Here is a 25,943-nt window from a genome sequence, read left to right on the forward strand (position 1 = left end):
ATGACAAAAAATCTAACAAATTAATTCATTTTACTCCTAGTTAATGAAGATTTAACGGTATCTTTTAATAAAAATCCTATCCTTTTTATTTTTTTCTCGATATCCTCATCCATTCCTGAAGTTAACCATCTGATAACCAAATCCGTAATTGCACTTTGGAAGAATTTAATAATAATCTCCTTGTCATCCTTCTTCGCGTGAATTTCCTTGTCCACATTTTCTATGTAAGTTCTCATAATTTGTCCCGATTTAGTGTACAAATAATCAGACAGTGTTTTTCTAGAAATAGAATTGTAAATGTGGTAAATCGCAGTTTTGTTATCAATAGCAAACTGCATTTCTTCGATAAAACTATCCTCCCAAGAAATATTATCCGATTCATTCAACACCCTTTTCAATCTGATTTCAAAAATCGTGTCTATGATTTCATTCAAATCTTTAAAGTGATAATAAATCGTGTTTCTGTTGATTCCACATTCTTCAGCTAGTTTTCCCACCGTAATTTTATTCAGAGGTATTCTGTTGAGAAGATTGATTAAATTTTCCATTATCATTTTCTTCGTATAATCCGCGTTCATAAAATCCCCCTTTTAACATAATCATATTCCAAATCGAAGAAAATTTCCACCAAAAAAACTAGCCGCAAATTTTGCAGCTAGTCAATCGTAATTATTTTAATAATTCTTCAGCCAATTGTAATGCCTTGCCAGCAAATGTTTTTGATGGGCCACCACCCATAGCAACGCATACGCCAATCATTTCTGAAATTTCTTCCATTGTGCATCCTGCATCAACACAGCCTGTAGTGTGATGAACAACGCATCCTTCACATTTCACAGTAATTGCGATTGCAAGAGCTATCAATTCTTTTTCTTTCAAAGATAATTTTCCGTCTTTAAAAACAGTACCACATAAATCCGAGAAATTTTTAGTCACATCTGGTAAATTTTCTCTAAATAATTTTGATTGTTCAGCCAATACTTCTTTACTATCCATAAATTACCTCCTATTTTTTAGACAAATTGAATTGTCCTTGTAATATAATCTTATCAAATACAACAAGAGAAATCTTAATTATAGAATATTTCAATAAATGAGGGTGTATTTATAGATGTTTTATATAAATTAAAAAAAACAATGTGATATAATATAACTATAAAATTTAGGAGGGTAATATGAAAAAGCTTTACAAATTATTAGTTTTAATGATGGTTATGGCGATAGGATTTACAGGATGCGCCAATAATTCTGACAAACCTAAATCCAATGAAAAAACTGAATCAAAAGAAGATTCAAAAGCAAAAGAAAATTACGAAATCAGCTTCAGTGGTTCATCTACTTTGGCACCTGTTATCAGCAAGATTTCAACAACTTTTATCGAAAAGAATGTAACTTGGGACAAGGTTGATTCTTCATTACCAGACAAGAACATTACAATTTATGTATCAGCTGGTGGATCTGGCGCAGGAGTCAAGGCTGTGTTGGACAACGTTGCAAACTTCGGAATGTTAGCGCGTGAAGTAAAAGATAAGGAAAAAGAAAAAGTTAAAGATTACAAGGAATACAACTTGGGTTTAGACGCATTGACACTTGCTGTTAATCCACAAAACAAAGTAATTGCGGCAAAAAAAGGTAACTTAACTAAAGAAGAAATCGTAAAGATTTTCTCCGGTGAATACAAAAAATGGAGCGATGTTGACCCATCACTTCCACAAGAAGATATCGTAGTTGTAACTCGTGATCTAAGCGGCGGTGCACACGAGGTATTCCAAAAGAAAGTAATGAAGGATGTAAAAGTTAGACAAGATGCAATCCAAGCACCAACAATGGGAGCTTTGGTTTCTAAGATTATCGAAAATCCAAATGCAATTGGATATGCATCATTCGGTATCGCAAATCAAAACAAAGGCAAATTAATTCCTTTGAAAGTTGACGGAGTAGAACCTACTGAAGAAAATATTTTGAACAAATCATATTACATTTCAAGACCTTTGATCATCATGAAAAGCGGCGATTTGACAAAAACAGAACAACTTTTCATCGATTATCTAAATTCAAAAGAAGGAAAGCAAACTATCAAAGATATGGGATTCATTCCTAATAAATAAATTCAAAAGCAAAGTGATATCACTTTGCTTTTTGTACATAATAGAAAAGTTGAGGGGTAGTTATGAGAACAAAAAACAACATATTTAAAACTTTGGTGTATATTTTTGCTTTCTTTTCCATAGCTTTATTGGCAATACTAATAGGATTTATGTTCAAAGAATCGCTTCCTTTTTTCAAACAGTACAGTGTGAATAAATTTTTGTTTGGAAAGACGTGGGATTCAATGGATGGAAGTTTCGGAGCGTTCAATATAATTCTCGCAAGTTTTTACATTGCATTGTTGGCTTGCGTATTTTCGTTTCCAATTAGCTATGGATTGTCACTTATGATTGTGTTTTACACGAATGAAAAAGTGAAAACTTTAGTGAGTTGGATAATCAGAATTCTTGCGGGAATTCCTTCGATTATTTACGGGTTTTTCGGGTTGTTTGTAATCGTGAAATTTTTCGAGAAAAATTTTAAAATGGCAGCAGGAGAATCGGTGTTTGCAGGAAGTGTCATATTATCCATAATGATTTTGCCGTATTTTGTGGAAGTGTTGACTGAAACTTTTGAAAAGATAAAACAAAAATACAAGAGACAATCGGACTGTTTTGGAATTAGCAAGGAATATTTCATCAGAAAAATCGTACTCAAACAAAGTCTACGAAGCGCATTCAGTGGGTTTGTTCTTGCATTTTCAAGAGCTATTGGAGAGACAATGGCAGTAATGATGGTGATAGGAAACGCACCGATATTGCCCAAATTTTTCTCCAAAGCAGAAACTATTGCATCACTAATTGCACTCGAAGTGGGGATGAGTGAAGCGGGAAGTTTGCACTATCACGCCCTTTATGCAAGTTCATTTGTGCTTTTGGTTTTCGTAATTATACTTGATGTAATACTTTTTGTGACTAAAAAAAGGACGGATAATTATGACGAAGTTTAAGGATTTTTTGATTAAATTATGGGTATACTTATCATTTGCAGTCGTGTTTTTCTTCGTGTTCAAGATTTTTTATTTTTTAATATCCAAAGGAATATCGTCTGTTAATCTAGAATTTCTTACACAAAATCCTCAAGGGCTTCCATTAGGAACTACGGGTGGAATCAAATCTAGCATAATTGGATCTTTTTGGTTGATGATAATTGCGATGGGAATTTCAACATTGTTGGGTGTTTTTTGTGCAATTTACAGAGTTTTTTATTGCAAATCAGAAATCTTGAAATCAGTAATTTCTCTAATAATTCAATGCATTGCATCCATTCCTTCAATAATAATAGGAATGTTTGTGTACGGATTTTTCATAGTAACACTTAACATATCCAAAAGTTTACTCACAGCAGCAATCGCACTTTCGTTGATTGTATTTCCATTTGTAGAAGTGAACATCGAAAAATCAATCGCAGAAATCAATAAAAACACAATAAAAGACAGCTTTTCACTTGGAATTGACAAGACGTACATGATAAGAAAACTCGTAATGCCAATGATTTCTAGAAATATAATCACGATTTCGCTGTTGGCAGGAAGCTATGCAATAGGAGCGACAGCACCACTTCTACTCACAGGAGCAGTATTCATGAATAATTCGATAAGTCTGTTCAAACCAGTTACAGCACTGCCTTTTCATTTGCATATGCTACTTAGCCAATCAATTGCAATCGAAAAAGCGTATGCGACGGCGTTGGTGCTTATTATGATATTGATAATTCTACACATATTGGCTTATGTGGTGCTAGTATTTTCGGGAGGTAAATTAGTTGAGCATATTACAAATAAATAACCTAGACATATCCTACAAAGAAAAAAATATATTGGAAAATGTGAATTTGACCGTTGAAAAAAACGAAATAATTAGCATAATGGGAAATTCTGGGTCGGGCAAATCTACACTCTTGTCTTGCTTGAATGGATTTTTATCAGAAAATGGCGGACAATATTCGGGAGAAATATTATTCGACGGCACAGACATCTCACAATACAAACTAATCGATTTGAGAAGACAAATCTCAATGCTATTTCAGGATTCTACAGTATTTGACATGTCAATTGAAAAAAATCTGACATATACATTGGAATATTTCTTAGGCAAAAATTACGACAAAAAAACAAAAATAGAGCAAATATTAAAAAGCGTAAACTTGTACGAAGAATTAAAAGACAATCTGAAAATGAATGCCAACAAACTTTCTGGAGGACAAAAACAAAGACTCTGCATAGCCAGAATGCTCACAACAAATCCCAAAATACTGATATTTGATGAACCTTGCTCATCTTTGGATTTGCAAAACACATTGGCAATAGAAAATCTGTTGAAAAACTTGTCACAAAACTACACCATCATAATTTCAACACACAACACAGACCAAGCACAAAGAATATCAGATAGGATTTTGTTTATTGAAGATAAAAAACTGGTTGAACAAGATGAAATATAATAAAAGATTTGAGGACGAGAAAAAACATGAAAATTATGGTAGTTGAAGATGATATTGATTTATCAGAATTAATTAGGATGTATTTGATTCCAGAAGGATGGGAGATAGAAACTTTTCATACTGGTAAAAAAGCAGTTGAAAGTTTTAATCGAAATCATTATGATTTAATACTTTTGGACTTATTGCTTCCAGATATAAATGGGTTTGAGATATGCAAACAAATACGAGAAAAATCCACAATTCCAATAATTATGCTCACTGCTCTGGAAGATTCTATTCATAAAGTACAAGGATTAAATATGGGTGCAGATGACTATATCATAAAACCTTTTGAGCCAACAGAATTAGTCGCCAGGATTAAGTCAAATCTCAGGAGAAGCTATGAATTTTCTTCTGTAAAACCTTTAGACAATGAAGAACACGAACGTGACGAACTCGTTGTAGGAAGTTTGCGATTGAACAGAAAAACTCATAAAAGTTTTTATAATGAAATAGAAATAATTTTAACGCCGAAAGAATTTGATATTTTATGGCTGTTGATGGAAAAACCAGACGATGTTCACAATATGGATGAAATACATTACAAAATTTGGAAAGATGAAGTGCTGTCAACAGAGGTAAATCCCGTTATGGTTCACATAAGAAGAATACGAGCTAAATTCGAACAATGCGGAATAAGTTCAATAATAAAGACAATATGGGGAGTGGGGTATAAGATTAATGCGTAAAGAAAATTCATATATTAAAAGAATCATTCTGTATCAATGTTTATGGATAGCTGTTGGAATTTTTATTACATTTGCTTTTCATCAATTGATAGACACCTTGATAATTTACAATATCGACACAGAAGCCGAGATGAGTTCAATATATAAGATTTATTTTGGATATGGTCATTATTTTTTCATTATGCTAGGCGCAATTGTAATAACCATCGGATGTTTTTACATTCAGAACAAACAATTTGAAAAATATCGCGATTATTTTGTATCTGGAATTAAATACATTAAAGGCGAAATTCCTGAGATAAGAGAATTTCACGAATCTCTATCCAACGAAAGATTGGATTTCATTAATATTCGAAAACAAATTTTAGAAATGGAAAACAATTATGAACTAGCATATAAGGAAAAAACAGATTTGCTGACGTATTTGGCACATGATATCAAAACGCCTCTATCAAATTTATTGGGATATTCAACGTTGCTTTACGATGAAGATAATTTAACTTATGAGCAACAAAAAAAGTTCATAAAAGTTATCTACGAAAATGTGAAATCACTAAACAGTTTGAGCGAGGATTTCTTCTCCTATTTGAAATTCAATTTAAATGAAATTCCAATTAACATCAAAAAGTTTGATGCAGAACTATTTTTAAAACAATGGGAAGAAGAAAGAAAAACACTGGTGAACGATAACGATTTGGATATTAGATTTGCAAATACTTCTTGTAAAGAAATTAATACAGACGCTGAATTACTCGTGAGGATTTTGGATAATTTGGTATCGAACGCGACCAAATACTCAAAAAAGGGTACAACCATAATTGTTGAAGTTGAGATAAAGGATAAATCATTAAATTTGACGGTTAAAAATGAAATCGAAAATGATTTGAACGTAGATTGGAAATTGGTGAAAAATAAATTTTATCGCGGAGATATGTCACGAAATCGCATAAAAAACAATGGCTCAGGAGTTGGACTTACAATTGTAAATGATATTGTAGCACATTTGAATGGAAAATTTGATGTGTACAATAAAGATAATTTGGTAATTGCGAATGTAATTATTCCCGTATATTAAAAAAGAAAGGAAAAAGCAAGAATTAATACAAAAAAACTTAATCTCTTATTTTGAAGACTAACCTATAATGACTTTATAAGGTTAGTTTTTTATTGGCAAGTCATAAGGGGGAATAGTTTATGAAAAAAATAATACGCTTATTGACATTTTTGTTGATTTTTGCTGTGGGGTTAGGATTTTTCTCTTACAAAGATTCACGTTTGATGGAGTTTTTTATAAGAGAGTTCGACACCACTGTGAATATAACCACTAAGCCACAAAATACTGAAAAAAACATTCTTGAAATTCAAAAAATTGCTAAGAAAAACAAAATTAGTTTCATAAAAGAAGTTTACAAACCCAAAAACTCATTAAAAGAAAAACAGAAAATAAATATATTTGTTTATCTTGATGATGCGATGTGGTTTAAGAAATCATTTAAGAACATTGATATCGATGAAAATTACAACGGAATTAATAGATTTAAAAATGTAACCGAGCACAGCATTTTGACAAGCAAGGAAGTTGATTTTATTGAATATTCTAAGATTGAAAATCACACTTTTAATGGAGATTATCACATTAAAGGAACGCCTTCTAATATTGGGAAATTTATCGACGAATTAAATGGTAGAAAAGAATTGGAAATTGATGCTACAATTGACAAATCTTTTTCGGTTGCTAGTGAAATCACACAAAAACAAGCCATATTATACGCGATGCTTATTTTAATAATTGTTTTTGCTTTGGCGTTCAGCGTTGTAATTTACAATTCATCACTTTCCAAGGAAATATCTATAATTTCTCTATTGGGTCATGACAAAATGAGTTTTTGCTGTAAAAAGGCGATGAATTTGTTGGCAATTACAATATTGATTTCGTCGATGGCATTGTTTGGCGTGTTGTTTTATTTGACACACCCGGGCTCGATGATTGGCTTTGCAATAGCAGTCAAACAAATATTCATATCACTTGTTTTAATGGGAATTTTATTGACAATATTATATTTTCTTATGCTTTACTTCAGAGTTAAAAATGTCAGCACCATTTCGTGGCTAAAAGGCTACAAAAAAATATACAAAACAAGCCCTGTGATTTTTAAAGTTATTTCATTTTCTGTTGTCCTGTATCTTCTAACAGTAACTGTATTTGGATTGAACGACTACCTTGCATCTACATCATTTTTTGATGCGTGGGAAAAATCGAAGAATTATGCAAATGTAGCTTGTGCGTGGCCGTGGACTTATGTTCAAAATGATGAAAAATTTGAAGAAATAGTCGCACCAAAGTTAAGTAGTTTGTGGGATGAATTGGATTCTAAAGGGGCAATACTTTTCTTCGCACCAAATATTCAATATGAAAATGATGATGAATATTTAAATAAACAGGCTTTTAGAGGTAGGTATGCTTATATTAATAAGAATTATGTCGAAACAACCAACTTGATTGATTCACAAAACAATCCACTGACGACTCATACGCCAAATTCTGATGAATGGATTGTATTTGTTCCTGAAAATATTACAATAACGGAATTTGACAAGCAAAATATAAGAAAATCACATATTTTTAATTGCGTGAATCAAAAAGACGATGTCAGTGAGAAATACATCAAAATCAAGAAAAAGCAGTATGTTTTTACGTTTGATTGCCAGCAAAATATAATTAGTCCAGATATATTTAATTATGTTTTAGTCATGGTAAATGGCAAAGAATTAGCACCTACCAGAGAGATTAAAATACCGTCACTGGTTAACGGCAAGTTTCATCCCTACATCCCAAATCCGAATAAGGGCTATGATTATTTAAAACCAGCCATTCAAAAAACACAATCGTCTGACTATATACTTTTCGTCACGAGCGTATATGACGAGGTCGTTGAAAAAATAGAAATGTATAAGACGGAAACGACCATATATTTTTTAGGATTTTTGCTATCGGTTTTAATATTGTTTGTAACGATAAAAATAGATGAAGAATCATATTTTTATAATTATGGACAAAAAATCTACGTTTCTAGATTGCTTGGGTATGATTTTAAATCTATCCATAAAACTAAAATACTTCAGATTATAGTTGGGTTTATCGTAAGTGTTATTATTTGTTATATGATAATACTATTCACGATATATTTTAGAAACTTTGAGTTTTTCGAGCCAAAAGATGGATGGAGTTTAAGAAAATTATTGATTTGTTTATTAATGTATTCTGCAAGCATTATTATTTGTTTTATATATGAAATTATTAACATAAAAAAGAACGAAAAAAATTTAGTGACAAAGTTAAAGGAAGGGAATTAAGTGAATATTGACAAACCTCAAATCTCATTGAAAAATATATCGAAAAAATATGGTAACCATAAAATATTAGAAAATATTAATCTCGAAATTTACGAAGGGGATTTTATTTGCATTTTTGGCAAAAGTGGTGGAGGAAAGACAACGCTATTAAATATTATTGGGACGCTTGAAGAATATGATGAAGGGGAATTGATTTGCTTTTCTAAACATAATCCATTTAGAAATGAAAAAGAATCTGAACTTTTACGAAGGTATAAAATAGCATATCTTTTTCAAAACTTTGCTCTAGTTGATAATATGACAGTTCAAGAAAATTTGAATTTGGCAGTAAAATACAGTAGAAGTACAGATAAAAAATCACTTATCAAAAAAGCTCTTATGGATATGGGAATAGAAGACAAGCTTAAGTCAAAAATATTTGAATTATCAGGTGGAGAACAGCAAAGAGTAGCTCTCGCGAGAAATATGGTTAAGCCATACGAAATAATGCTAGCAGACGAACCGACAGGATCGTTAGATAGTGAAAACAAAAAGATAGTAATTGATACACTTGTAAAACTAAATAAACTGGGGAAAACTATAATTGTTGTAAGTCATGATAAAGAATTTGAAAAAATTGCGCACAAAAATTTTATTATCGAAAACGGCAAATTAAAAAAGATGGAATTTGCTGTTGATAACTAATAGAATATTCGGGTTAAAAAGGGTATGTGAAAAGTTTTCACAGCCTATATACAGAAAGATCAATCAGAAAAAGCCATCGAACAACTAACAAAAGAAATGAAAAATTTATAAATAAATTATCCTACTTGCTGATTTTGCAGGTAGGATTATTTGATTTCAAACGTTAAGAAATTCTAAAGATTACAGAAAAAATGAGCAAATTTAATGAAGTTGTGATATAATTTTAACTGTTAAATATATTAATAGGATGATGAGAAATGGAAAAATCAAATCAAAAAAAATATACTTTTTTGATTAATACAACGCCCCCTCCAAGGCTGATCAAAAGAATGGATCTAGTAAAAGATAAGTTCGATTTGTATGCGATTTGCTGGGATAAAGGTGGGGATGAAAAATATGATTTCAAGCGTGATTTTTGCAAGAAGGAAATAATAAACATAGATGCTGACAACAGTAATCCTATGAAAAGACTTATTCCAACTTACAAATTCTCACAGAAAGCTTATAAAATATTGGAGAGAATTAAACCAGATTTAATTCATGTCCAAAGTTATGATATGCTAGAGATAGCTACCAAATACAAGAAAAATAACGACAACAAGGTTAAGATTATATACGAAGTGCCAGATATCCACAGATATTTGACTGATGACAAGAAGAGTTTCCCGATGAATATTGTGTCTTCTATTTTGAAAAAAAGAGAGAACAATATGCTCGCATTCGTTGACTTGATGATTATGACAAGCATGAAATTCTGGGAACACTTCGATGGGAAATACAGCAAGGACAATTTGGTGTTCATGCCTAATATTCCAAATTTGGAATTATTCAAGGATTATGATAAGTTAAGAGTAAAAAACCAACACGATACTTTCACTGTTGGCTACATCGGTGGGCTTAGATATTTGAACGAATTGAAAAAGCTTGTGAAAGCGATGGAAGGTTTGGAAATGAATCTTATGATGGCAGGTTTCGAGAGCGGAACGTACTTCAAAGAGCTTTCTGAAACGAAAGATTTCATCGAATATCGCGGCAAATTTTACTATGACGATGAGATTGCAGAGCTTTATTCGAAATGCGACTGCATATTCTCAGTGTACGATGCGTCGATGAAAAATGTTAGGATTGCACTTCCGAATAAATTATACGAATCTATCCACGCAGAACTTCCTATAATTGTCGCAAGAGACACTTATCTGTCAGAAGTTGTGAACGAATGGAATGTGGGAGTTGCGGTTGATCACGAATCGGACGAGGAAATGAGAAATGTTTTGATTAAACTTAGAGATGACCAATCATTCTACCATTCGCTTCAAGAAAACTGCAGAAAAATGCAATCAGAATTGAATCCACAAAAAAACAACGAAAGATTATTAAAAAGAATAGAAAATTTATTTTAAAGGAGAGAATATTATGATTAATGTAATTGGTTTAGGTTACATAGGTCTACCTACAGCTTTGATGCTTGCAACATCAGGTAATAAGGTAGTGGGAACAGATATTAAAGAAGAAGTAATTGACAAATTAAAGCATAAAAAATTAACTTTTGAAGAAAAAGGAATGGATGAGCTTTTCGAAAAAGCCTTGAATGCAGACATTACTTTTTCATTAAAACCAGTATCTACTTCTTTCTATATCATTACAGCGCCAACTCCATACGATCCTGTATCTAAGAAATTGGATTGTTCTTATGTAGTAAAAGCTGTAGAATCAGTATTGGAACCTGCAGAAGAAGATGCGATTATTGTTGTTGAATCGACAATTTCACCAGGAGCAATCGACACTTACGTTAGACCTGTTGTTAATGAATACATGGAAAAATCCGGCAAGAAATTGAATTTGGTTCACGCTCCAGAAAGAATTATTCCTGGTAACATGGTTTACGAATTGGAACACAACGCTAGAACAATAGGCGCTGACGATCCAAAATACGGCGAAAAAGTTAAAGAAGTGTACTCATCTTTCTGTAAAGGTGAAATCAATCTAACTAACATCAAAACTGCTGAAATGACAAAAGTTGTTGAAAATACATTCAGAGATATCAACATTGCATTCGCAAACGAATTGGCTAAAATTTGTCGTCAAGGTGGACTTGATGTCAACGAAGTTATCAGAATTTCTAACAAACACCCAAGAGTTAACATTCTTTCACCAGGACCTGGTGTAGGTGGACATTGTATTTCAGTTGACCCATGGTTTTTAGTTGGAGATTATCCACTTCTTACTGAAATAATCTACAAAGCTCGTCAAATCAACGATTCAATGCCAGAATATGTTCTTAGACGTGCCTACAATATTATGCAAGAAAACAACTTAAAAGATTTTTCAAGAGTTGGTATTTATGGATTAACTTACAAAGAAAACGTAGACGATGTGAGAGAATCACCAACACTTCAATTATTACAACACCAAAAAGAACATTTGGGAGATGGATTAAAAGTTTACGATCCAATGGTAAAAAGAGAAGTTGTGGAAAATCAATACCATGATTTGAATAAATTCTTAAATGATGTTGATTTCGTAATCGTAATGATTGGTCACGATGAAATCAGACAAAACATGGATGTTTTAAAAGACAAAGTTGTACTTGATACAAGAAACATCGATGCTGAAAACAAATACAATTTCTACAAATTATAAAATAAATTAAAGGGCGCTAAATTTGCAGCGCCTTTTTTTAAAAAGAGGTAAAAAATGAAAAAAGTAATGGTGGTTTTTGGGACAAGACCAGAAGCTATTAAAATGTGTCCACTTGTAAAAGAACTCAAAAAAAGAGACGAATTCGAAGTTTGTGTACTTGTAACTGGACAGCACAAAGAAATGTTGCGTCAAGTATTGGACGTTTTCGAAATAAAAGAAGACTACAACTTGGATATCATGAAAGAAAAACAAAGCTTGTTCGATGTTACCACAACTATTTTAGACAAAATAAAATCTATATTAGAAGAAGAAAAACCAGACATTGTCTTGGTTCACGGAGATACTTCGACAAGTTTTGTTGCAGGACTTGCCGCATTTTATTTGAGAATACCAGTAGGTCATGTGGAAGCTGGATTGAGAACTTACAACAAATACTCTCCATATCCGGAAGAATTCAACAGACAAGCCATAGGATCGTTGGCAGATTTCCACTTCGCACCAACTACAACTGCAAGGGATAATTTGCTTCGAGAAAACAAAGACGAATCCAAAGTTTTCGTAACGGGAAACACAGTAATAGATGCACTTCAGACAACAGTTGTTGACAATTATCAAAACGAAAATTTGATTGAAGGCAAGAAAATGATTCTTCTAACAATGCACAGAAGAGAAAACTTGGGAGAATCCATGAAGAATTCCTTCAGAGCAATCAAACGAGTTGTCAACGAAAACGAAGATATATATGTGATTTATCCGATACATTTGAATCCAAAAGTACGAGAAATCGCAAACGAAGTATTTGACAATCATCCTAGAATCAAACTAATTGAGCCGTTGAATGTAGTTGATTTTCACAATTTCATGAAACAATCATTCTTCGTAATGACAGATTCAGGCGGAATTCAAGAAGAAGCTCCAGCGCTTGGAAAACCTGTTTTGGTAATGAGAGACACAACAGAAAGACCAGAAGGAGTAGAGGCAGGGACATTAAAATTAACTGGGCTTTGCGAAGAAGACATCTACAACGAAATGACCAAACTTCTTACCGATAAAAATGAATACGACAAAATGAGTGAAGCCACAAACCCTTACGGAGATGGCCACGCATCAGAAAGAATCTGTGACATTTTATCAAAAAATCTATAAACAAAAAAAATCCAACTTCATATAGAAGTTGGATTTTGTATTTAAACGTCAAATAAATTTGACGCGTTAACAGATTGGATTTTCTCAATATCTTAATCTGGAATTGAATTATTTAATTAAGCTTGTTTTCTGCTCTTTCTTGATTTTCTTTCAGAATTGAAAAGAGGATTAACTCTTTCGTAGAAGTCATTCATTTGTGCGAAGTTCATGCTTGCCATGTTTGAGCTTAAGCTTACTGTACAGTTTTTACCGAAATTTCTGATTTGTTTTTGTGTTGTTTTTGTGAACATTTTATTTTCCCCCTATTAATTGTTTATTATTTTATTATTCTTTTTATAATTACGCTTGTTTTTTATTTTTTCTTAATTTTCTTGAACCAAATAATGGTGTTATTCTTTCGTAAAAGTTATCCGCTTGAGCAAAATTCATGCTCGCCATACTTGTGTTAAAACTAATTTGTGAACTTTTTCTAATATTATTTCTTCTCATAAATTTTACCCCCTATGCGTTTTTTCTGTTTTTGAAGATTCTTCTTGATCCAAACAATGGAGAGAATCTTTCGTTAAAATGATCGACACTTGCGAATGTCATTGAAGACATGTTTGTGTTCAAACCAAGAGATGTTTTCTTTGCAAAATCTAAATATTTTCTGTTATTCTTAATCATTTTAATTCCCCCTCATTTAATATTTATATGTGATTTTCCATTCAGTAAATGTGAATATTCACCGAAAGAAATTATCGAATTTAATATCCAAGGAATATCCAAATGATAATACATTTCATATCCCTCACTGCATTAAGTATTATATAACCACAAAACAGCTATGTCAAGCACTTTTTCAAAGTTTTTTGAAAAATTTTTGTAAAGAAAAATTAGGAAAACGAATGATTTTTATGCATACCGTTTTCATAGACGACTTATTTTTATGCGAAAAATATCTTTTCGGGAAAACAAATGTTGAGATTGTCAAGTTTTATAAGAAAAATAAAAAAATCCCAGTTAATCAATGTTTTCCTACAATTTTCCCGTAAGAAAACAGATAGCATTTTAAAATTTTGGGAAAATTTTTTGAAAATTTGATAATGTATATTTTTCATTGCGAAGAAATTTAGCAGGATAAAGCCATTTTCACAAAAAAATTAGCCGAATAATTCGGCTAATTAAGTTTGATTTATTTCTTGTCTTCGATGTATTTTATACATAAATCGATAGATGCTTGTAATCCTTCTTGGTGAGTTCTTTCCATTGCGTGTGATGCATCAACTCCAGGGCCAATCAAAGCAACTCTCAAATTATATCCTGCCTCTAATGCTGCTGATCCGTCTGAACTGTAGAATGGGTAGATGTCAACTGCGTGAGGAATATTATTTTCTTCACAAATTCTAACCAATCTTTCTTTTAATTCCAAATCGTAAGGGCCTGAAGAATCTGCTGCACAGATAGTTGTTTTAAATTCAGAAGATGTTTGTCCATCTCCAGGAGCAGCCATGTCAACAACGATGAATTCGTCAGTTTCTTCTGGAATTCCGTAGCATGCACCGTGGCCAACTTCTTCGTAGTTTGAGATGAAGAAGTTAAGTGTGTGTTTTGGAGTGATGTTGTTTTCTACAAAATATCTAACTGTTTCGTACAATACGTATACGCAAGCTTTGTCATCTAAGTGTCTTGATTTTACGAATCCACTTTCTGTTAATTGTGTTCTTGAATCCAAATAGATGAAATCGCCAACGTTGATTCCAAGTTTTTTTACATCTTCGGCTGATTCTACCTTTTCGTCGATTCTGATTTCCATAGTCTTGGCAGTTCTTTCGTTGCTTTTAGCTTCTGGACCGTAAACGTGAACTGATTGTTTGTCGTTTAAGCATGTTCCAGTGTATTTTTTGCCAGACATTGTAGAGATAGTTACGTATTCATTTTCAACAGAGTTGTATGCATAACCACCAACTAAGAATGTTTTTAATCTTCCATTAGGTTTGATTTCTTTAACCATTAATCCCAATGTATCCACGTGAGCTGCGAATGTAGATTGTTTTTCGTCAGTTTCTCCTCTAAGAGTAACAACCATTGCACCTTTGTTAGTGAAGTTGATTTCAACTTTTCCTAATTCTTCGAATTTTTTTCTAACTTTTTCCATAACGACTTTAGTGTCGCCAGATGGAGAAGAAGTCATTAAAATTTCTTGTAAAAAATCTAAATTTTCCATATTGAGAACCTCCTAAAATATATTTTTATAATACCACATATAATCACATTGTTTCAATTATTTGAGCTCATAGTTAATGTTTTCGTTAATGATTAAGAGATTAATTGGTTTTTAAAATTTTCACAGTGAATGTTTCGTTTGAATACACTATTTTAATTTTATAATTCATATCTTCAAGTAAGTTTTCGACGATATACATTCCAATTCCTTTAGATTTATTTTTTGTGGATGATACGAAAGGGTGTGTGATTTTATTTAAAAGATTTTTATCTACAGTTGTAGGATTGTTTGAAATCTCAATAACATCATTAAAATCGCAGCATATGTTTCCTCCGAAATCTGTGTATTCTATTGCGTTTTTTAGTAAGTTATCAAAAATTATTCTGAAATGGTCATAATCTACTATGTCGGATTTTTCTCCTTTAATCGTTACTTTCAAATTTTTCTCAGCTATTAAATCATGATGATTTTTAACGGATTCTTTCATTATCTCTGATAATTTCAAATTTTCCATTATCGGATTTTCATCAATTTTATTCATGAATAATAAATCATCTATTAGAATTTGAATTTGGTATAATTTTTTCCTAAGTTCTGGCAAGTACTTGTCGGTATCTTCGTATTTTCCTATTTTTTCAATCATACTATCATTCAATAAAATAGCAGTTTGAAGAGGTGTCTTCAATTCGTGAGATGTAGATTTGATGAAGATTTCTTTTTTCTTCGTGTTTTTTTCTAATATTTTATAATTCTCAGTTAGTGTTTCGTACAGTAATTTCAAGTTATTAGAAAGTTCTTCGATCTCATCGTTAGTATGAATTTCCAAATCATATTTGGCGTTTTTTTGGTTTTTGGATACTTTAGTGAAATTATTCATCTTTAGAATTGGTTGTGTTATTGATTTTGAGTAGATTTTATTTAGTAAGAACACTATCATTACTATAAGCAAGAAAATCACAGGAAATGCAGAAATCACAGTAGATTTTATATCGGAAATGCTGTTAAATATATAAGGATATATAGAAACATAAGTTCCTTCAGAATGTTTTGATATTAAAATAAGATTAGTAGCGATAGAATCTTTTGTTTTGGACTCTGCTTTAATTAGTATTGAATTATTCTTTCTTTTAATACTAAAAGTGTCTTTTGATACATTATTGATATTACTGTAACTATCAATTATAACGTATTTTTCTAGTTCTTTTTTTGCTTCTTTTATTAAAGGGTTTATTAATCTTTCAGAATTTTTAGAATTTATCTCTTTGAACTCATCGGTTTCAAGAGAGCGTAAAAGATTTTTTATATTTTCATTTTTAATTGTCATACTTAAATTAAATCGCAGACCTGAAAACACAACTTTATCTTTTCCTTTAGGAATAAAATATGAATACATACCCTCTTTTGCGATTTCATTTAGATTATTGTAATTTTTGTTTTTTATAAATGAATCATGAACTGATGATGCAATATTCTCTGCTGATTCTATTTTTTTTTCTAAGTATACATTGGGCATATAAAAAGCCATATAGGAAAATATAATAGTACATATCAAGAGAGTGAGGATGATATTATAGAGAAAATTTTTTGATGAAATATTTAATTTAGGCTTCTTCATTTAACTTATACCCCGCTCCTATAACTGTTTTAATAAAGTCTTTGGGTAGTTTTTTCCTTAAATTTTTTATATGGGAATCTATAGTTCTACTGCTTCCATAAAAATCTGTGTTGTAGAGAGAATTAATGAGATTTTCTCTTGAAAATACTTTTGTTGGATTGTTTAGAAACAACGACATAATTTGAAATTCTGTAACTGTTAATTTCAAATCCATTCCATTGTATAATACACGAAAACCTTCTTCATCTAAGGATAATCCCACCTGTGAAGTGTTTTGTGAAAAACTTCTTCTTTTCATTATCATTTCTAGTTTTTTAATCAATAGTATTGGCTGAACTGGCTTGACAATATAATCGTCACAATACAGATCAAAAGCACTAATTTGAGTATTTAAATCATCAAGAGCGGTCAGCATCAATACGTTAGAGTTTGATATAGACGGGGTATTTCGTATAAACCTTAATACATCTATTCCGCTGTTTTCTCCCTCAACCATAATATCTAAAATGATAGCATCAAAACTATTACTACTTAAAATTTTAATCGCTTCATCGCCATTTGAACTTTGACACACATCAAATCCAGCTATTTTCATGTATTCGGTTAAAATCTCTCTTATTTGCAATTCGTCTTCTAAAAAGAATATTTTTTTCATACCATCACATCCTACAATAATTATATAATAAGTTGATAAAAAATGTAGTTGTTAGTTCGATTTGCGTTTGTTTTTGTAAATAGATATAGTAAATAATACTAATGATAATAAGACTAATACGATTAAAGATTGAAAGAATGAATAGTTTAATTTTGCTCCTTTTGCTACTTCATTCACATATTCTATAGAAGAAAAGTGACTAATTGGAATTAATTGTGCAATCTTCTTGATTCCTTTTGGCATATCCTCTACTTGAATCCCCATCATTCCTCCAAGTATCATACTCAAAAAGTATATTCCCATTGAAAGGGAAAAAGAAATAGAGAATTTTTTAAAGAATATGCAAATAGAATATCCGATAAAAAAAGAAGCAACAGCAATCAAAGTTACAAATCCTGTGTGTTTTATTATTGATATTAAAGGAATATTAACACCTAAAGTGTATTTCATAACCACAAAATAAAAAATATTACATACAGTCCAGAATAAATAATAGACTATAAATTTGTACTTTGCCATTGATAAATGATTAATTGAAAACAAGTCTAACCTATCATAGACACCTTCTTCCAAATCTTTAGCAAATAATGCTGATAATCCAACTAAGAATATAGAAAATGGGCTTATAATGCTAATACTTAAAACTATGCTTCTTTTTACCTCATCAATGAGAGGTGCAGGAACATCTTTGAGTCCCGATATTATTAGAAACGACATCAATATTGGAAATACCATTCCGAAAAATAAACTTGTAAAGTTTTGTAAAAGTAACTTTGTTTCAAACTTAAAAATGTATTTGTTCATTATTTTGCTCCTTCCTTCTTCAATGCATTAAGAACTGTAAGTTCAATAGAATCATTCAAACGTTCGAATTGTTGATCATTATCCACAAGAGTGGATATCAATCTTTTCTCTGTATTTATATCATGAAATCCTGCAGCTATTTTGTTTTCCATTGCTTCTAATCTTATATCTTTTGGTATAAGTGATTCTGTTATACTGTTTTTTTCGGTTAAAATAACTGAACTTGTACAGTACTTTAAGAACATCTCTCTTTTTTTCCCATAGAAAAGAACTTTTCCTTCATGTAAATACAACAACTTATCACAAATATCCTCTAATTCTTGATAATAATGACTAACCATGAGGATTGTTGTCGACTTGTCTTTGTAGTATTCTACTATTTTTTCCATTAATGATTGTCGACTCACAAAATCTAGCCCTGTTGTTACCTCATCAAATATAGTGACTGGAGAATTTTGCCACATAACCAAAATCAAAGTGAGTTTTTGTTTTTCTCCACCAGATAATTTTTTAAATGATTTGTGAAGCAATTTTTCGAAATCGAAATACTTTATTAAATCCATCAAATTTTCATCTGATTCTATTTTTTTATTAGTAATCATTTGAATAATATCTTTTGTTTTTACCGTTTCTGAATAATTGTTAAACTGCATGTGAACTGCAATTTTTTCTTTGGGTATATCACTTGAAATGCTTCCACTATAATTAACTAATCCCAAAATTGCCTTAATTAACGTGGATTTTCCGGCACCATTTGATCCAATAATTCCTATTTTATGAGCATCTTCTAGGACGATTTCATCTTTAATATCAACAGCAATTTTGTCTTTGTATTGAACTTTAACGTTATTTAATTTAATCATAAGCTCCTCCTTGTTATCTATATAATAAAATGCTGGTGTGGATTTAAAGTGCATTTGGTATATAATTTAGGTAAATTATTATGATAAAATTAATTGAGGTGAAAAATGAAAGGATATTTTGCATCGCACTTCTTCAACGACGCAATGTTTCGTTGGACTGAAGATTTGGCGAGATTTATAGAGAAAGAAGTGGACATTGATTTGTATGTGCCACAACGAAATGATTCGATAAACAACAAAAAAGACAATGATGCTACAATCACTGACATCGACATCGCAAGAAATGACATGGCGAAGCTAAGAGAAGCAGACATTCTTATAGCATGTCTTGATGGATTGTCGATTGACGATGGTGTTGCAGGAGAAATCATGGCTTTTTCTGTGATGAAAGATTACGAAGAAGAATACAAATTTACTGACAAGAAAAGAATTATAATTGGTTTTGTGACAGACATGAGATATTTGGGAACTGGAGAGAACAAATTATACAGAAACCAAATGATAGTCGGTCAAGTTAAAGACAAGGGATATTTCATTGTGGGCTATCCAAATACAGACGATTACAAGAAAGAAATCGTGGATATTATTAAAAGAGAATATTGAGAGAAAATCTAGCTAGAAATAGCTAGTTTTTTTATTGACAAATGAGAAATCGAAAATTAATATATAAGTGATAAGAATATTCACTATCAAGAGGGAGAAGAATGAGAAGAAAGTACTTATCTGGAATATGCAAATTAATTTATTTAATAACAGTAATTTTAATATTTATAGTTAACAAGAGAAATATTCAATTACCAAAAATCACATTGATTCTTTTAGTGGGAATAAATATGTTTAGCTTTGCCGCAAATATATTTTTATCGGAAATATCAAAAAAGTTAAAAATTGGCATAATTTTGTCTTTGGTAATTTTTTACGTAATTTTCTTAATTTTAATATGATTTAATAGCAAATTGAAATATTCTTATCGTAACATAGCGAAGTTCTCATTGGATTTTGGTAGAGATTTGGTGAGGACTTTTTTGTTGGTATCAGAATTAGATATAACTTGGTGTATAATATAAATGAAAGAATAATTTAAAATAACAAATCAGTCAAATTACAGTTTTCATACTATTTTTAAATGGCGGAATATGGTATAATTAGTAGTTGTGATTTGTAGTTAACTTAACAGTTAAATGAATCTAATAATTTGAAAGGAAGTTGTTATGAATAAATTAGCGATAATTGGCGCACAATGGGGAGACGAAGGTAAGGGAAAGGTTGTAAATTATTTTTCTCAATTTAATGATATTATTGTAAGATCTTCTGGTGGAGCCAACGCAGGACATACTATTTATTTTAAAGACAAAAAATACGTACATCATTTACTACCATCTATAACTTTTGACACAGATTCTAAGGGATTTTTGGCAAAAGGAATGGTAATCGAATTAGAACAAATGATTGAAGAGTTGAAAGTTTTGGAAGCTGATTTCCCAGGAATTTCCAAGAGATTCATGGTCGATGTAGAAACATTTATCGTTCTACCTTACCATAAAGAAGAAGATGGATTGTTGGAATCTATGAGAAAAAATCCTATCGGAACTACAAAAAGAGGTATCGGACCTGCTTATCAAGACAAAGCTGCAAGACAAAACGTTAGAATTATTGATTTGTTTGACGATGAATTGTTAAGAGAACGCGTTGAAGAAATAGTTTATTTGAAAAACAACATCTACGAAGGCAAAATGCACATCGATGTCGATGAAACAGTAAATTATTTGCTTGACAAATTCGACCAATTACTAAAATTAGGCGTTACATTCACATCAGCATCTGAAATTGAAGATGAAATCAAAAACAAAAGAGTTTTGTTTGAAGGCGCACAAGGAATCATGCTTGATTTGGACTCAGGAACATATCCATACGTTACATCAAGCACTACAACTGCCTACAGCGCATCTTGTGCAGATGTTACATTGACTGATGATGACACAATCATGGGAGTTGTAAAAGCATACACATCCAGAGTTGGAGAAGGAGAATTCCCAACAGAATTGTTCGATGAAGAAGCTGACAAGCTTAGAAAATTAGGCAATGAATTCGGTGCTACAACTGGAAGAAATAGACGTGTAGGTTGGATTGACCTTGCACAATTACGTTATGCAATCAAAAAGAGCAAAATCAACTCAATCGTCATGACAAAAGCAGACGTATTGAACGGCTACGATAAAGTAAAAGTATGCGTTGGATATGAAATAGATGGAGTTGAACAAAAAATGCCATTCATTTCTAATGATTTCAAAAAAGCAAAACCAATCTACAAAGAATTTGACGGTTGGAACGATGTGTTTGAAGTAAACTTCTTGAAATACATGACATTTATCGAAAAAGAATTAGACACAGAAATCTCTTACGTTTCTTATGGACCAAAAACAGAAGAAATTATGGAAAAAAGAGATTTTATCATGAATATAAAATAAAAGGAGATATCCGCAGTTTAAAAGACTGCGGATTTTTTTAAATGGATACAGTAAATTTATTTATCGAATATGTAAAATTAAATATCAATAAGACATACGAACTGAGATCGAGAATTTATCAAATAATCAAAGATTATGATCAAACGACTGAAAAATACAAGTCTTGTGATATGGATTATTTAATCGAAAAGATTAGCCCAGATATTTTGAACGAAGCTTGTAAATGTATTGAAAAAGGATATGAAGCTGATAGTTATATTCAAAATTTATCCGATGAACAAATCGCCGTGGTTCTTGTGAGCATGTTGGATTTTCTGAAAAAGTCGTATGAAAGAGAAAAAATTGATGAGAAAGTGTTCTTCCAAACTATTTCCGATTTGATTTTCAGAATTTCAGATTACAAGTTGAGAAATGGAAAATACGGTCTTGAAGGATTCGAAGGAAAATGGCTTTTAAGAATGTTTTATCTGAATATTTTCAAATTAGGTTCTCTTCAATTTGAAACTGGTAGGATTAATCTTGATGAAATGAAGATGAAACAAGAAGATTTGAAAGAGTTTGAAGATATCGTAAATAAAGATGTAATTATGGTTCACATAATGGAGAATGAAGATATTTCACGAAAATCTTGTGAGAAATCTTTTGAACTTGCAGATGAGTTTTTCTCAAATGAGTACAAATACTACGTTTGTTATTCGTGGTTGTTATATGAAAATATGAGAGATGTTTTGAAACCTAGTTCAAAAATTTTGCAATTTCAAAACTTATTTGAAAAAATAATAAATATCGACGATTCTTCCATGGCGAAGGAAAGAATTTACAAAAATCACGATAAAAACAACGAAACTTCTCTTCAAAAAAATATGAAACTTCATCCGGAGTGCATGGGTGTGGGATTTGGTATAAAAGGCGCCCATTTATAGGATATTTCAATAAGTAAATCGATTTTTTATTCAATAAAAGGGATATAATATATATTAGAAGAATATATTTTTATGGAGTAGAAATGGCAACTTTAAAATTTAGCAATATTTGCAAAACTTATGAGAACAATTTCAAAGCTATCGAAAATTTTAACTTGGAACTAAAGGACAAGGAATTTGTCGTTTTTGTTGGGCCATCAGGTTGTGGGAAATCTACTATTTTGAGAATTATAGCAGGACTGGAAGATATCACATCAGGACAACTTTTCATTGACGATGTATGCGTAAATGATGTGAGTCCAAAAGATAGGGACATCGCTATGGTTTTTCAAAATTACGCACTTTATCCTCACAAAAACGTCTACGATAACTTGGCGTTTGGGATGAAGATTAGAAAAGTAGACAAGAATACAATTGATGAGAAGGTCAAGAAAGTCTCTGAGATTTTGGATTTGCAAGATTTGCTCAACAGAAAACCTGGACAATTATCAGGTGGACAAAGACAAAGAGTCGCTCTTGGAAGAGCTATTGTCAGAAATCCAAAAGTTTTCTTGATGGATGAACCGTTGAGTAACTTGGATGCAAAGCTTAGAGTTCAAATGAGAGCAGAAATTGTAAAACTACAAAAAGATTTACAAACGACAATGATTTATGTAACTCACGATCAAACAGAGGCGATGACTATGGGAGACCGAATAGTTATCATGAAAGATGGAGTTATCCAACAAATAGGCACCCCGGATGAGATTTACAAGCATCCTATCAATATTTTTGTTGCAGAATTCATTGGCAGCCCAACTATTAATATATTGGGAGCTGAGGATTTTTATATCGCGTCTGGAAAGAAAATCGAATCCAACTTGTGTGTTGGTCTTAGACCAGAAAACTTGCGTATAGTTGAAGGCGACGATTATGTAATTACTGTTATCGAAAATTTGGGTAGCGAAAAATTCGTTCACGTTGAAAGAGAAGGCATCAAACTTACTATAAAATATTCCGGAGAAACAGAATATTCACTTGGAGATAAGATTTCTCTTAGAATAAAAAATGATGCCATATTAAATTATTTTGATAAGAACACAGGCGAATCTGTGTCAATATAAAAATTAAAGGAGTATACTATGAAAAAACTTTTTAAAGTAACTTTATTCTTAATGGTTACAGCACTACTTATGAGCGGATGCTCCAAAGGAAACACAAATGAATCCTCTAAAGGAACAACTGATGATAAAAATTCAGCAGAAACTAAAGAAGTTTCACTTATGATTCCTGAATGGGGAGTTCCTACAAAAGAAATGTTGGCTGATTTTGAAAAAGAATCAGGCATTAAAGTAAATGTAATGCCAACGAGCTGGGATGATATCAGAAACAAAATCTCTACAGCAGCAGCAGGAAAGAATGCAGCAGCAGATGTTTATGAAGTTGACTGGTCATGGGTTGGTGAATTCCAAAAAGCTGGCTGGTTAGAACCAATCGAAATGGACAAGGCAGATTTGGAAGATATGAAGACTACTTCAACATTTATGATTGACAATAAGTTATATGCAATTCCATATTCTAACGACTACAGAATCGGATTCTACAACAAAGCCATGTATGAAAAAGCTGGTTTAACAAAAGAGCCACAAACATGGGATGATGTTATCAACGATGCAAAAGTTCTAAAAGAAAAGAAGGTTTGCGAATATCCTATTAGTAACCCAATGGCAGCTGATGAAAAAACAACTACTACATTCTTATGGTTAGCTTACACAAGAAATGGCAAAGTATTTAATGATGACAACACATTAAATGAAGAAGCTACATTGGATGCTCTTACAATCTTGGATAAAATAAATCGTCCTGGATTATCAGATCCAGCTAACAGAACAGCTTCTGGTGCATTTGATAAATTGAAAAATGGCGAATGTGCATTCATGGTAGGACCATCATCTAACGTAATGAGTGTTAACGACAAAGAAAAATCAAAAGTAGTTGACCAAGTAATGCCAATAGTATTACCAGGAAAAGACAAAAAAGCTACAGCTACAGTACCATTTGCTGAAGCAATCGGAGTATCACCATATAGCAAGAACAAAGAAGCTGCAATGAAATTTGCAAAATGGTACACTTCAAAAGAAACACAATACAAATTGTATAATGCATTATCTAACTTACCTACAAGAACTTCTGTAATTGAACAACTTCTAAACGAAGGTAAAATCAAAAACCCAGGAGCTATGTTAGAACTTGCAAAAGTAATCGAAACACCATTCCCTAATGGAGTTCCTATTTATTATACAAAAATGAGCACAGAAATATTCAATACTATCAACCAAATGGCTAACGAAAAATTAACACCAGAACAAGCAGCAAAACAAATGGTAACAAATGTTAATAAGATAGTTGAAGAAAATAAATAACAAACTAAGCTCAAATTTTTCGGAATTTGAGCTTTTTTTACTATCGTAAAATCTAAGGAGCAAAAATGAAAAAAAGCAAAAAAGGATACCTACTTTTGCTTCCAGCATTGTTTATCATCATAACAACAGTAGTGTATCCAGTAATCAGGACGTTCTTTTTCAGTTTACAAAATTATAACTTGACAGAACCATACAATATAAAATGGATTGGACTCAAAAACTACGAAAAAGTTTTGAAATCACCTGATTTTTACGCCGCACTCAAAAACAGTTTAATCATACTTTTGCTTACAGTAATCATAGCTTTTGTATGCAGCGTAATCGTAGGATTGATTTTGAACGAAAAACTTCGCCTAAGCCCTATTCTTACAGCTATTGCGATAATTCCGTGGGCACTTCCACCGTTGGTAAATGGTATTATTTGGAAATTTATATTTTATCCTGGATATGGACTTATGAATAAAATATTGATAAATTTACATTTAATAGAAAAACCAGTTTTGTGGACAGTGAATCTGAAGACGACTTTATTTGTAGTAAGTGTCGTTGTCGCGTGGAGAGTTGTACCATTTTGTGCGATACTAATACTTTCTACATTGAAAAACATTCCAGATGATTTGTACGAAGCAGCATTAGTTGACGGAGCATCAAAAGCCCAACAATTTAGAGAAATTACACTACCAATGTTACTTCCATCGATGGCAATAGTTCTTATCCAAATCACAATGGCAGCAATCAATGTGTTCGACGAAGTTGTTACGATAACAGGATACAAGCTTGAAGCAGCAACGTTGTTGATTTACAACTACATGCACACATTTAGTTATTTGAATTTCGGATATGGATCAGCTATCACTTATATAATTATGATTTTATCCGGAATTATTGGATATTTCTACATCAAGGATGCAAATTAAGGAGTGAA

The 25,943-nt window shown here is 31.6% G+C and carries 27 protein-coding genes; 17 read left to right on the top strand and 10 right to left on the bottom strand.

The annotated features are described in order from the left end of the window. Nucleotides 1–20: 20 nt before the first annotated feature. Both FMG_RS00595 and FMG_RS00600 read right to left on the bottom strand, forming a co-directional pair. The gene (locus FMG_RS00595) at nt 21–578 is read right to left on the bottom strand and encodes a TetR/AcrR family transcriptional regulator (RefSeq protein ID WP_002837410.1); all 558 of its coding nucleotides are present in this window, start codon (nt 576–578) and stop codon (nt 21–23) included. Nucleotides 579–669: 91 nt separating this feature from the next. Continuing rightward, nucleotides 670–996 carry a carboxymuconolactone decarboxylase family protein gene (locus tag FMG_RS00600; RefSeq protein ID WP_002837424.1) on the bottom strand — a complete coding sequence of 109 codons (327 nt, stop codon included), beginning with the start codon at nt 994–996 and terminating at the stop codon, nt 670–672. A gap of 179 nt (nt 997–1,175) precedes the next feature. On the opposite strand from FMG_RS00600, the gene FMG_RS00605 reads away from it, so the two are divergent. The 11 genes from FMG_RS00605 (at nt 1,176) to wecB (ending at nt 13,082) form a co-directional block, all read left to right on the top strand. Beyond that, a complete protein-coding gene (locus tag FMG_RS00605) occupies nt 1,176–2,108 on the top strand; it encodes a phosphate ABC transporter substrate-binding protein (protein ID WP_012290187.1) in 933 nt (310 codons plus the stop codon). A 62-nt stretch (nt 2,109–2,170) separates the two neighbouring features. Continuing rightward, the gene (gene pstC / locus FMG_RS00610; RefSeq protein ID WP_012290188.1) at nt 2,171–3,037 is read left to right on the top strand and encodes a phosphate ABC transporter permease subunit PstC; all 867 of its coding nucleotides are present in this window, start codon (nt 2,171–2,173) and stop codon (nt 3,035–3,037) included. Then, nucleotides 3,024–3,875 (top strand): PstA family ABC transporter permease, encoded by an 852-nt coding sequence (locus FMG_RS00615; RefSeq protein WP_012290189.1) that lies wholly within the window; start codon nt 3,024–3,026, stop codon nt 3,873–3,875. Before pstC ends, FMG_RS00615 begins: the two co-directional genes overlap by 14 nt. Further along, on the top strand, nt 3,853–4,530 hold the full coding sequence (locus tag FMG_RS00620; RefSeq protein ID WP_012290190.1) for a phosphate ABC transporter ATP-binding protein: 678 nt from the start codon (nt 3,853–3,855) through the stop codon (nt 4,528–4,530). Before FMG_RS00615 ends, FMG_RS00620 begins: the two co-directional genes overlap by 23 nt. 26 nt (nt 4,531–4,556) lie before the next feature. Next, nucleotides 4,557–5,258 carry a response regulator transcription factor gene (locus tag FMG_RS00625; RefSeq protein WP_012290191.1) on the top strand — a complete coding sequence of 234 codons (702 nt, stop codon included), beginning with the start codon at nt 4,557–4,559 and terminating at the stop codon, nt 5,256–5,258. Then, nucleotides 5,251–6,333, top strand: a complete 1,083-nt coding sequence (locus tag FMG_RS00630) for a sensor histidine kinase (RefSeq protein WP_012290192.1) — start codon at nt 5,251–5,253, stop codon at nt 6,331–6,333. Before FMG_RS00625 ends, FMG_RS00630 begins: the two co-directional genes overlap by 8 nt. A gap of 119 nt (nt 6,334–6,452) precedes the next feature. Continuing rightward, the gene (locus tag FMG_RS00635) at nt 6,453–8,612 is read left to right on the top strand and encodes a membrane protein (RefSeq protein ID WP_012290193.1); all 2,160 of its coding nucleotides are present in this window, start codon (nt 6,453–6,455) and stop codon (nt 8,610–8,612) included. Further along, on the top strand, nt 8,613–9,296 hold the full coding sequence (locus FMG_RS00640) for an ATP-binding cassette domain-containing protein (protein WP_012290194.1): 684 nt from the start codon (nt 8,613–8,615) through the stop codon (nt 9,294–9,296). A 257-nt stretch (nt 9,297–9,553) separates the two neighbouring features. Further along, nucleotides 9,554–10,696 carry a glycosyltransferase gene (locus tag FMG_RS00645; RefSeq protein ID WP_012290195.1) on the top strand — a complete coding sequence of 381 codons (1,143 nt, stop codon included), beginning with the start codon at nt 9,554–9,556 and terminating at the stop codon, nt 10,694–10,696. 13 nt (nt 10,697–10,709) lie between these two features. Further along, nucleotides 10,710–11,936, top strand: a complete 1,227-nt coding sequence (locus tag FMG_RS00650) for a nucleotide sugar dehydrogenase (RefSeq protein ID WP_012290196.1) — start codon at nt 10,710–10,712, stop codon at nt 11,934–11,936. A gap of 54 nt (nt 11,937–11,990) precedes the next feature. Further along, the gene (gene wecB, locus FMG_RS00655; RefSeq protein ID WP_002837406.1) at nt 11,991–13,082 is read left to right on the top strand and encodes a non-hydrolyzing UDP-N-acetylglucosamine 2-epimerase; all 1,092 of its coding nucleotides are present in this window, start codon (nt 11,991–11,993) and stop codon (nt 13,080–13,082) included. Between the two features lie 116 nt (nt 13,083–13,198). On the opposite strand, the gene FMG_RS09770 is transcribed toward wecB, so the two are convergent. The 8 genes from FMG_RS09770 to FMG_RS00690 form a co-directional block, all read right to left on the bottom strand. After that, nucleotides 13,199–13,372 (bottom strand): hypothetical protein, encoded by a 174-nt coding sequence (locus FMG_RS09770; protein ID WP_002837401.1) that lies wholly within the window; start codon nt 13,370–13,372, stop codon nt 13,199–13,201. 49 nt (nt 13,373–13,421) lie between these two features. After that, complete coding sequence (locus FMG_RS00660; protein WP_002837370.1) at nt 13,422–13,571, bottom strand: hypothetical protein; 150 nt, start codon at nt 13,569–13,571, stop codon at nt 13,422–13,424. Between the two features lie 12 nt (nt 13,572–13,583). Further along, complete coding sequence (locus FMG_RS00665; protein WP_002835797.1) at nt 13,584–13,748, bottom strand: hypothetical protein; 165 nt, start codon at nt 13,746–13,748, stop codon at nt 13,584–13,586. Between the two features lie 508 nt (nt 13,749–14,256). Next, a complete protein-coding gene (locus FMG_RS00670; protein ID WP_002840171.1) occupies nt 14,257–15,288 on the bottom strand; it encodes a M42 family metallopeptidase in 1,032 nt (343 codons plus the stop codon). A 100-nt stretch (nt 15,289–15,388) separates the two neighbouring features. Continuing rightward, nucleotides 15,389–16,801, bottom strand: a complete 1,413-nt coding sequence (locus FMG_RS00675; protein ID WP_227930492.1) for a sensor histidine kinase — start codon at nt 16,799–16,801, stop codon at nt 15,389–15,391. 88 nt (nt 16,802–16,889) lie between these two features. After that, complete coding sequence (locus FMG_RS00680; RefSeq protein ID WP_012290198.1) at nt 16,890–17,558, bottom strand: response regulator transcription factor; 669 nt, start codon at nt 17,556–17,558, stop codon at nt 16,890–16,892. A gap of 51 nt (nt 17,559–17,609) precedes the next feature. Further along, a complete protein-coding gene (locus FMG_RS00685) occupies nt 17,610–18,362 on the bottom strand; it encodes an ABC transporter permease (protein WP_002841972.1) in 753 nt (250 codons plus the stop codon). Continuing rightward, entirely contained in the window at nt 18,362–19,225 is an 864-nt protein-coding gene (locus FMG_RS00690; RefSeq protein ID WP_002841971.1) for an ATP-binding cassette domain-containing protein, read from the bottom strand. The genes FMG_RS00685 and FMG_RS00690 overlap by 1 nt, the downstream gene beginning before the upstream one ends. Before the next feature lie 105 nt (nt 19,226–19,330). On the opposite strand from FMG_RS00690, the gene FMG_RS00695 reads away from it, so the two are divergent. From FMG_RS00695 to FMG_RS00725, 6 genes are all read left to right on the top strand, one after another. Beyond that, nucleotides 19,331–19,828 carry a nucleoside 2-deoxyribosyltransferase gene (locus FMG_RS00695; protein WP_002841973.1) on the top strand — a complete coding sequence of 166 codons (498 nt, stop codon included), beginning with the start codon at nt 19,331–19,333 and terminating at the stop codon, nt 19,826–19,828. 608 nt (nt 19,829–20,436) lie between these two features. Next, nucleotides 20,437–21,693: an adenylosuccinate synthase gene (locus FMG_RS00705; protein ID WP_002837377.1), complete on the top strand. Its 1,257-nt coding sequence runs from the start codon at nt 20,437–20,439 to the stop codon at nt 21,691–21,693. Between the two features lie 41 nt (nt 21,694–21,734). After that, nucleotides 21,735–22,616 (top strand): acyltransferase domain-containing protein, encoded by an 882-nt coding sequence (locus FMG_RS00710; protein ID WP_012290199.1) that lies wholly within the window; start codon nt 21,735–21,737, stop codon nt 22,614–22,616. Nucleotides 22,617–22,699: 83 nt separating this feature from the next. Further along, complete coding sequence (locus FMG_RS00715; protein ID WP_012290200.1) at nt 22,700–23,719, top strand: ABC transporter ATP-binding protein; 1,020 nt, start codon at nt 22,700–22,702, stop codon at nt 23,717–23,719. A gap of 18 nt (nt 23,720–23,737) precedes the next feature. Next, entirely contained in the window at nt 23,738–25,018 is a 1,281-nt protein-coding gene (locus FMG_RS00720) for an ABC transporter substrate-binding protein (protein ID WP_012290201.1), read from the top strand. A gap of 65 nt (nt 25,019–25,083) precedes the next feature. Continuing rightward, nucleotides 25,084–25,935, top strand: a complete 852-nt coding sequence (locus FMG_RS00725; protein ID WP_012290202.1) for a carbohydrate ABC transporter permease — start codon at nt 25,084–25,086, stop codon at nt 25,933–25,935. The last annotated feature ends 8 nt before the right edge of the window (nt 25,936–25,943 follow it).

This window comes from Finegoldia magna ATCC 29328 (assembly GCF_000010185.1).
In the GTDB taxonomy this organism is placed as follows: domain Bacteria; phylum Bacillota; class Clostridia; order Tissierellales; family Peptoniphilaceae; genus Finegoldia; species Finegoldia magna_H.

Excerpts from the sequence above, each read along its gene's own strand:
- FMG_RS00705 (WP_002837377.1), top strand. The coding sequence starts at position 20,437 with ATGAATAAATTAGCGATAATTGGCGCACAATGGGGAGACGAAGGTAAG.
- FMG_RS00710 (WP_012290199.1), top strand. The coding sequence starts at position 21,735 with ATGGATACAGTAAATTTATTTATCGAATATGTAAAATTAAATATCAAT.
- pstC (WP_012290188.1), top strand. The coding sequence starts at position 2,171 with ATGAGAACAAAAAACAACATATTTAAAACTTTGGTGTATATTTTTGCT.
- FMG_RS00715 (WP_012290200.1), top strand. The coding sequence starts at position 22,700 with ATGGCAACTTTAAAATTTAGCAATATTTGCAAAACTTATGAGAACAAT.
- FMG_RS09770 (WP_002837401.1), bottom strand. The coding sequence starts at position 13,372 with ATGTTCACAAAAACAACACAAAAACAAATCAGAAATTTCGGTAAAAAC.
- wecB (WP_002837406.1), top strand. The coding sequence starts at position 11,991 with ATGAAAAAAGTAATGGTGGTTTTTGGGACAAGACCAGAAGCTATTAAA.
- FMG_RS00630 (WP_012290192.1), top strand. The coding sequence starts at position 5,251 with ATGCGTAAAGAAAATTCATATATTAAAAGAATCATTCTGTATCAATGT.
- FMG_RS00675 (WP_227930492.1), bottom strand. The coding sequence starts at position 16,801 with ATGCCCAATGTATACTTAGAAAAAAAAATAGAATCAGCAGAGAATATT.
- FMG_RS00690 (WP_002841971.1), bottom strand. The coding sequence starts at position 19,225 with ATGATTAAATTAAATAACGTTAAAGTTCAATACAAAGACAAAATTGCT.
- FMG_RS00660 (WP_002837370.1), bottom strand. The coding sequence starts at position 13,571 with ATGAGAAGAAATAATATTAGAAAAAGTTCACAAATTAGTTTTAACACA.
- FMG_RS00650 (WP_012290196.1), top strand. The coding sequence starts at position 10,710 with ATGATTAATGTAATTGGTTTAGGTTACATAGGTCTACCTACAGCTTTG.
- FMG_RS00670 (WP_002840171.1), bottom strand. The coding sequence starts at position 15,288 with ATGGAAAATTTAGATTTTTTACAAGAAATTTTAATGACTTCTTCTCCA.
- FMG_RS00600 (WP_002837424.1), bottom strand. The coding sequence starts at position 996 with ATGGATAGTAAAGAAGTATTGGCTGAACAATCAAAATTATTTAGAGAA.
- FMG_RS00625 (WP_012290191.1), top strand. The coding sequence starts at position 4,557 with ATGAAAATTATGGTAGTTGAAGATGATATTGATTTATCAGAATTAATT.
- FMG_RS00665 (WP_002835797.1), bottom strand. The coding sequence starts at position 13,748 with ATGATTAAGAATAACAGAAAATATTTAGATTTTGCAAAGAAAACATCT.
- FMG_RS00680 (WP_012290198.1), bottom strand. The coding sequence starts at position 17,558 with ATGAAAAAAATATTCTTTTTAGAAGACGAATTGCAAATAAGAGAGATT.
- FMG_RS00635 (WP_012290193.1), top strand. The coding sequence starts at position 6,453 with ATGAAAAAAATAATACGCTTATTGACATTTTTGTTGATTTTTGCTGTG.
- FMG_RS00615 (WP_012290189.1), top strand. The coding sequence starts at position 3,024 with ATGACGAAGTTTAAGGATTTTTTGATTAAATTATGGGTATACTTATCA.
- FMG_RS00595 (WP_002837410.1), bottom strand. The coding sequence starts at position 578 with ATGAACGCGGATTATACGAAGAAAATGATAATGGAAAATTTAATCAAT.
- FMG_RS00720 (WP_012290201.1), top strand. The coding sequence starts at position 23,738 with ATGAAAAAACTTTTTAAAGTAACTTTATTCTTAATGGTTACAGCACTA.
- FMG_RS00605 (WP_012290187.1), top strand. The coding sequence starts at position 1,176 with ATGAAAAAGCTTTACAAATTATTAGTTTTAATGATGGTTATGGCGATA.
- FMG_RS00725 (WP_012290202.1), top strand. The coding sequence starts at position 25,084 with ATGAAAAAAAGCAAAAAAGGATACCTACTTTTGCTTCCAGCATTGTTT.
- FMG_RS00685 (WP_002841972.1), bottom strand. The coding sequence starts at position 18,362 with ATGAACAAATACATTTTTAAGTTTGAAACAAAGTTACTTTTACAAAAC.
- FMG_RS00695 (WP_002841973.1), top strand. The coding sequence starts at position 19,331 with ATGAAAGGATATTTTGCATCGCACTTCTTCAACGACGCAATGTTTCGT.
- FMG_RS00645 (WP_012290195.1), top strand. The coding sequence starts at position 9,554 with ATGGAAAAATCAAATCAAAAAAAATATACTTTTTTGATTAATACAACG.